This window comes from Lactobacillus kalixensis DSM 16043, assembly GCF_001434335.1.
Lineage (GTDB): Bacteria > Bacillota > Bacilli > Lactobacillales > Lactobacillaceae > Lactobacillus > Lactobacillus kalixensis.
In genome coordinates this window covers 1-5,468 of record NZ_AZFM01000054.1, presented here as the reverse complement: position 1 = coordinate 5,468, position 5,468 = coordinate 1, and the positions used below count along the sequence as shown (strand labels likewise).

At 36.2% G+C, this 5,468-nt stretch carries 8 protein-coding genes; 1 reads left to right on the top strand and 7 read right to left on the bottom strand.

The annotated features are described in order from the left end of the window. Nucleotides 1-105 precede the first annotated feature (105 nt). Together FC46_RS09415 and FC46_RS09410 are read right to left on the bottom strand one after the other, a co-directional pair. Entirely contained in the window at nucleotides 106-327 is a 222-nt protein-coding gene (locus tag FC46_RS09415) for a YneF family protein (protein WP_057800119.1), read from the bottom strand. A gap of 70 nt (nucleotides 328-397) precedes the next feature. After that, nucleotides 398-646 carry a DUF896 domain-containing protein gene (locus FC46_RS09410; RefSeq protein ID WP_057800116.1) on the bottom strand — a complete coding sequence of 83 codons (249 nt, stop codon included), beginning with the start codon at nucleotides 644-646 and terminating at the stop codon, nucleotides 398-400. Between the two features lie 146 nt (nucleotides 647-792). On the opposite strand from FC46_RS09410, the gene lexA reads away from it, so the two are divergent. Continuing rightward, the gene (lexA, locus tag FC46_RS09405) at nucleotides 793-1,416 is read left to right on the top strand and encodes a transcriptional repressor LexA (protein WP_057800114.1); all 624 of its coding nucleotides are present in this window, start codon (nucleotides 793-795) and stop codon (nucleotides 1,414-1,416) included. Nucleotides 1,417-1,452: 36 nt separating this feature from the next. Here the strand turns inward: lexA and FC46_RS09400 are convergent, their stop codons facing one another. The 5 genes from FC46_RS09400 to FC46_RS09380 all read right to left on the bottom strand — a co-directional run bounded on the left by FC46_RS09400 (nucleotide 1,453) and on the right by FC46_RS09380 (nucleotide 5,222). Continuing rightward, nucleotides 1,453-1,872 (bottom strand): bis(5'-nucleosyl)-tetraphosphatase, encoded by a 420-nt coding sequence (locus FC46_RS09400; RefSeq protein ID WP_057800112.1) that lies wholly within the window; start codon nucleotides 1,870-1,872, stop codon nucleotides 1,453-1,455. A 328-nt stretch (nucleotides 1,873-2,200) separates the two neighbouring features. Further along, the gene (rplS, locus tag FC46_RS09395) at nucleotides 2,201-2,548 is read right to left on the bottom strand and encodes a 50S ribosomal protein L19 (RefSeq protein ID WP_057800110.1); all 348 of its coding nucleotides are present in this window, start codon (nucleotides 2,546-2,548) and stop codon (nucleotides 2,201-2,203) included. Nucleotides 2,549-2,731: 183 nt separating this feature from the next. Continuing rightward, entirely contained in the window at nucleotides 2,732-3,157 is a 426-nt protein-coding gene (lpdD, locus tag FC46_RS09390) for a prenylated flavin chaperone LpdD (RefSeq protein WP_057800109.1), read from the bottom strand. Continuing rightward, nucleotides 3,150-3,719 (bottom strand): UbiX family flavin prenyltransferase, encoded by a 570-nt coding sequence (locus FC46_RS09385; protein ID WP_057800107.1) that lies wholly within the window; start codon nucleotides 3,717-3,719, stop codon nucleotides 3,150-3,152. The genes lpdD and FC46_RS09385 overlap by 8 nt, the downstream gene beginning before the upstream one ends. Nucleotides 3,720-3,737: 18 nt before the next feature. Next, nucleotides 3,738-5,222, bottom strand: coding sequence for a UbiD family decarboxylase (locus FC46_RS09380; protein ID WP_057800104.1), 1,485 nt, complete (start codon nucleotides 5,220-5,222; stop codon nucleotides 3,738-3,740). Nucleotides 5,223-5,468: the final 246 nt, after the last annotated feature.

The window sequence follows — 5,468 nt, the reverse complement described above, 5'->3', positions numbered from 1 at the left end:
AACATCTATCAAGCTGCATAAAGTGTCCAACTTATTATTGCAATTTGCGAAAATAAAAAAGACGAAGAGTTTCCTTGGCCTTTCAATAACCTTATAAGATAAATGCTACTTTTTTTGTTGATGCTTCATCATGTTCATAACTTGGTTAACCTTCTTAGCAGATGGTTTTTGACCCATTTGAGACATCATAGCAACAATCATATCTTCATTGATTGGAGGATTATCTTGGAAATACTTCTTCATGTATGCTCTAGCACCATAGAATCCACCGATTAAACCCACAGCAAGAGCTAAAATAATTAAAACGATTGCTAAACCTAAATTCATAACTTTTCAAATCCTCCATTAATTAACAATTATATCTTACCTAAAATTGGTCATTTTTTAAAGGTTTAATTTAATCTTTTCTTAAACCTTTTTTGCGTTGAGCTCTCTTAGCTCTTTCAGAAGTTACTTCCTTGCCATTCTTATCAATGATAACAGTATCTTCTAATTGTTGCTTAAATCCTGCTCTGAAATTAGCAAGAAACTTCTTGTGCAATTCCTTACGTTCCTCTTCTTCTTCAGGTGTAAGGCCTTGTTCTTGCTTCTTATGGTACAACTCATTAATGCGAGCAGTTACTTTCTTTTCTTCTTCTTGATCCATAATAATACACCTCGATACATAATGTAGTTTACAGTATTTGCGATAATAAAAAAAGATATATTTTTCAGAACATTTGTTTGAAAGTGCGCCGATTTTTTGATAAAATAAGCATATAACACAGAAAATCAATAATGGAGAGATAATCTATGAAAAAAAATGGTGAAAGCAAACAAAAGGAAATCTTGCAATACATCTATGATACTGTAGAAAACCGTGGATTTCCTCCTACAGTTAGAGAGATTTGTACAGCTGTTAACTTGTCATCTACCTCAACTGTTCACGGTCACTTATCCCATCTTGAAGAAAAAGGCTTCATCTATAAAGACGCTACTAAACCTCGAGCAATTGAAATTACTAAAGCTGGTCGAGAAGAACTCGGAATTAAACCAACAGAAATTCCAGTAGTTGGTGTAGTTACTGCTGGTCAACCAATTCTAGCAGTAGAAGATATTGATGAATACTTCCCTCTTCCACCAGATTTGAAAAATGATGCTGGTGAATTATTCATGTTAAAGGTTCACGGCGAAAGTATGATTAAAGCCGGTATCTTAGATGGTGATAAAGTTATCGTAAGAAAACAAAGTACTGCTAATAATGGTGAAGTTGTTGTTGCAATGACTGAAGAAAACGAAGCAACTGTTAAGCGTTTCTTCAAAGAAGATGGACATGTCCGTTTGCAACCAGAAAACGATACAATGTCACCGATCATCTTACCTACTGCAACTATTTTAGGTAAAGTGGTTGGTTTATACAGACATACAATTGATTAAAAAAATAGATTGGATAAAAAATGTCCAATCTATTTTTTAGTTTTGTTCTTCAATATAAACTAAAGCATCAGCTAAGAACTCGTTTAAGTTTCTGCCTTCTTTTAGGAACTTTTTTGCTTCTGCAGCTGTAACCCATTTAGAAGCTAAAATTTCACTAACCTGATCAACCACATGTTGACGATCATCAAATTGGCTCAAAAAGAAATCTACCTTTTTCATAGTATTTTCTTCTGTTAGATATTCAATTTCACGCTTAAAGTCAAAATCAAATTTTGGATGTAAGCCAACTTCTTCAGCCACCTCGCGTATTGCTGCTTCCTGCTCTGTCTCGCCTTTTTCAAGATGTCCCTTTGGGAAACCCCAAGTATGATGCAAAACACTTTCTACAATTAAAAATTCGATTTTCCCGTCATTTTCACGATAAATAATGCTTCCTGCTGAATGTTCATGCAACATTTTGATTCCCCCTCATAATTGGATATATTATACCAAATTTATAGAGAATGCAGGATTAATTTTTGCAACAAAAAAGCCACAACTTGCTAATCAAAAGAAAAGCTTGCTGTGGTTTTTTGCTGCATTAACTAGTCTACCTCTACCTAGTTAATACACATTCAAAAATCTGATCCGAAGATCAAAATTTTAGATTTTGAATTAGTCTAAATATATCAAAAGATAATGTTTGTGTCAAATTTAACAAGAATGCCTGATTCTTTAGCTTTATGCGGTAAAGAAAAACAACCAATTCCGAAGAAATGGTTGTTTTTTTGCATCGTAATTTAGATTAACGACGTCTTTCAGCAATTCTAGCTGACTTACCGTGACGATCACGTAAGTAGTAAAGCTTAGCACGACGTACACGACCGTGACGTACAACTTCAAGCTTAGCAACACGTGGATCGTTAACTGGGAAGGTTCTTTCAACACCAACACCTGAAGCAATCTTACGAACAGTGTAAGTAGCACCGATGCCAGTACCCTTCTTCTTAATTACGACACCTTCGAACATCTGGATACGTTCGTGAGTACCTTCTACAACACGTACGTGAACACGAACAGTGTCACCTGCACGGAAAGCAGGAATATCGTCACGAATTTGTTCTTTAGTTAATTCTGCAATTAATGGATCCATAATATATTTTCTCCTTCTACGGCATTCATTATCGCGCCATGCGCCCAGCGGAACACCCATAACTTAAATACTTGTGGTAATTTACCACGTCTACTAGTGTAGCAAGTAACAGCAGTAATTTCAAGAGTGAAAATATCTTTCACCATAACACTTGATCATCTAGCACATACCAAATATCGATTATTACTTAAATTTAAAGTTCTTCAAATGAGTGGGATATTGCGGCTCATCAAACTCATTTTCAAATTCTAATGTCCAGTCCAACACTTGCTGAGCCAACTCAACTGTCATCGGAAAAGATGCTTCAATCTGCGCCTGTGTAATACCATCAATGTGAACTCCAGCTGTCACACAGAGATTACCCGGCAATCTATCTTGAATTCTTTCAGCGAATCTCTCTGCTAAAAAAATATCTTTGTGCTTGCGACCATCATGACTATCAAAATAAATTTTTTCACTCATACGGGACTTATGATCATAACTCACAATACCGCCAAGATGCGGAACATCCCCGCCAGTAATAATTACAACTAAATCTTTATTCATCAACGTTACATCGGCAGTGATAGTGTAGTTTTCTTTAGACACAGCAAATATCTGTTTATGCATCTTTTCCGCCCCATCTCTTGCCTACTTCATTCTCAATTTCCAATGAATCCAATACCTTCATGCTTTGATGATCGATAATATCTTGAATAGTTTGAGGATGATCATAGAAAGATGGAATTGGAGGAATGATTTGTACGCCGAGTTTAGATAATTTGGTTAAGTTCTCAAGATGAATCGCTGAAAGAGGTGTCTCACGTGGTACTAAAATAAGTTTTCTTTGCTCTTTCAGCATCACTCCAGCACTACGCATAATAAGATCTTCATCAAAGCCAATACTGATTCCAGCAACAGTTTTCATACTTGCAGGTGCAATGACCATTCCATCAATTCTGAAAGAACCACTAGCAATTGCTGCACCCATATGATGGTTGTCATAGATAAAATCCGCCATTTTTTCGACTTCTTCTGGACTATAACTTGTTTCAAGTTTGATATTTTCTTTCGCCCAATCACTCATTACTAAATGAGTTTCGACATCAGTAATATTCTTGAGTTTTTTTAACAAATCAATTCCATAAATGCTTCCGGATGCACCAGAAATTCCAATTATGATCTTCTTCATAAACTATCAGTCCTTATATTATTTCAAATACTTTTCCCAATCAGGAACTTCCTTGAACTTAGCACGAATGAATTGATCCTTCATATCAAATGGAACAGTGCCGTCAACAATTGTCTTAGAACTCATCCCCTTAACACGAATTGATTTAGGATCATATTGTGGACGCTCAGAAGGATCAAGTGGATGATTTCTCATCCCAGGAATACCAATGAAATCTTGATCTGCTTGGAAATGCGTATTCATAGTCCAAACAACATCATTCATGTCAAAAATGTCAACATCTTCATCAACTAACCAAACAGTCTTCAATTCTTTAAAAGCACCAAAGGCCAAAATTGCAGCTTGTCTTTGAATTCCTTCATCTGCTGGGTTATCCTTATGAATTTGCATAATAGTCATCAACTTACCACCACCAGCAGGAGGATTGTAAACATTAACGACTTTACCTGGAATGGCTTTATCAACCAATTCCAAAATTGAAGCTTCAGTTGGAATACCAGCCATTGAAACATGTTCTTCACTCGGTCCAATTACTGACTGCATAATTGGGTTATCTTTTCTATGAGTTACCGCTGTGATCTTAACAACATTAACTGCTGGATTAGCTGGTCCATTGTAACCAGGAAATTCTGGCATAGCAAAACCTGAATTAGTATTAATGTCTTCTTGCATTGTTTGGTTAGGCATAATGTAGCCTTCAAGGACGTATTCACTTCTTGCCAATGAACTTTCCTCAACTGAGACTGCATCTACCAATTGAACCGGTTCTTGACGAAGTGCACCAGCTACATCTAATTCATCATAACCAAGTGGTGTTGTAGGTGGCTCAAAAGTAGCACCGATTGTAACTGCTGGATCAAGACCAATATTAATAGTAATTGGCATCGGCTTGTTTAACTTTTCGAATTCTTTTTGGAAATGTCCAATGTGACGACCACCTGGCATAATGTACATTCCTAAAGTGTCCTTATCTTCCAAAACCATTCGATGAATTGTAACGTCAGTCATTGTCTTATCAGGATTTGATCCCTTAACTAAACCACATGTAATATATGGACCGGCATCATATTCTGTATTAGTAGGAGCCGGAACTAGTTTTCTAATGTCAAAATCCGGATCAGTTGCTAAATGCACTACTTCTTGAACAGGCGCATCTTTTTTGTCAACTTTGACTGGATGAACTGGATTTTCAACAGCATCCTTTAAGAAGCGGCCGAGTGTCTTGTAATCATGGTGCAAAATTCGTCCAACACGCTTGCGGCTAGCCATTAAGCCGATCAAAACTCGAGTATTGTCGAAGCCTTTCAAGTTATTGAACATCATGGCAGGACCTTCTTTAGTTGGACGCTCTACTGTGCCACCTGCACCGATGTAGCGATATACTCCAGAAATCTCTGCATCTGGATCAATTTCAAGATCAGTTTCATGATAATCTTCTGAATTATCTTTGATTTCGCGCAATACTTTTCTTAAATCCCAAGGATCTTTTGGTAAGTTAGTCATTTCAAATTCCCCTTTTCTTAACTTGTTGATTTTATCTTACGCGCATTGAAAACCCACTTCAATTCTGCTTCCGATCGCAATTATTCCATTTCAGAATAATTTACTCAATAAAAAAAACAGACCTTCTGATCTGCTTAATTACGCGTTTTAGAATTATCAAATTGTTTAAGATATTTCCAAAAATCATTATTTGGCCGATTGTAAAATGAAGTTGGACACTATGTCCTAAATTAAAAAAGGTCATTT